Raw genomic sequence first — 251 nt, forward strand, 5'->3', positions numbered from 1 at the left:
GAATAGAGCCGTTAATTGCTCCATTGGGATACGACTGGAAAATGGGAGTGGGGATTCTTACAAGTTTTGTAGCAAGAGAGGTATTTGTAGGAACAATGTCAACGCTTTATAGCCTTGAAGATGATGCTCCTGAAGTAAAAGTGATTGATAAAATGAGACGAGATGTGAAACCAAACGGAGAGAAAGTCTTCAGTTTTGCAACAGGTATCTCAGTTCTTCTATTCTACGCATTTGCAATGCAGTGTATTTCT

General features: G+C 39.4%; 1 protein-coding gene. It reads left to right on the top strand.

Annotated features, from left to right (window positions below; translation table 11 throughout):
* Positions 1-251, top strand: a 251-nt coding sequence (locus tag SB689_RS23745; RefSeq protein ID WP_410694494.1) for a nucleoside recognition domain-containing protein, incomplete at both ends; no start/stop codon positions are given.

It is taken from the genome of Chryseobacterium sp. SIMBA_038 (assembly GCF_046535115.1).
Lineage (GTDB): Bacteria > Bacteroidota > Bacteroidia > Flavobacteriales > Weeksellaceae > Chryseobacterium.